The 749-nt window shown below is 65.6% G+C and carries 2 protein-coding genes; both read left to right on the top strand.

Going from position 1 to position 749, the window contains the following annotated elements; all coding sequences use genetic code 11:
* A partial coding sequence (locus ABEA81_RS42375; protein WP_345613722.1) for an ester cyclase occupies positions 1 to 302 on the top strand: 302 nt, incomplete at its 5' end.
* 191 nt (positions 303 to 493) lie between these two features.
* On the top strand, positions 494 to 749 hold a 256-nt coding region (locus tag ABEA81_RS42965; RefSeq protein WP_425570890.1), incomplete at its 3' end, for an alpha/beta hydrolase.

The raw sequence follows: 749 nt of genomic DNA, 5'->3' as shown, positions 1-749 counted from the left end.
ACCAGGTGCGGGAGTTTGCTACCCACTTCCGGTCGGCGTTCCCCGACCTGAACTTCTGGGGCACCGCTGATCTGATCGCCGAGGGTGACTACGTGGTCGGCCAGTGGGAAGGCGGTGGCACGCAGACAGGAGATGGATTCGACGACATCCCCGTCGGCGCGCTGCCCGCCGGCACCGGCAAAACGATGCGCTTCACCGGTATCTCCATCCTCAAGGTCGAGAACGGGCTGATCACCGAAGAGCTCGGCCTTGACGACGGACTGACCGCCCTGCGACAGCTCGGGCTCATCACGGCAGCCTGAGCACCGCCAACCGACCTGGGTGCCCGAGCCCGACGGCTGCGGCACCCGCGCCGCAAATGGGACCCGTGATGGTGCCGGGAGCGCACCATCACGGCCCCGGCGCAGCCTCGCCCGGCGCAGGTTCAATGCCATGAATTCGACTCCGGCGATGGCAAACCGGACGAAGAGCTATACGACGAGAGGAACTGCAGATGGTTATGATTCGTGAAGAAGTCGAGTTCTCCTCAGGCGGGCTGAGGTGCGCGGCGTGGCTCTACCCGGCCACGAGCGACCCTGGCCCTAGGCCGATTATCGTGATGGCGCACGGTATTACCGGTACGCGGCGCGACGGACTGCCGCAGTTCGCGGACCGGTTCGCAGCCTCGGGTATCGCGGTGCTTCTGTTCGATCATCGCGGTTTCGGGGAGAGCGCAGGTGAGCCGGACCTGTTTGATCCGGTGCGGCTTC

Source organism: Pseudonocardia adelaidensis (assembly GCF_039543345.1).
Taxonomy (GTDB): Bacteria; Actinomycetota; Actinomycetes; order Mycobacteriales; family Pseudonocardiaceae; genus Pseudonocardia; species Pseudonocardia adelaidensis.
Note: the sequence above shows the minus strand (reverse complement) of the source record. Positions and strands in the feature narration are given on the sequence as shown.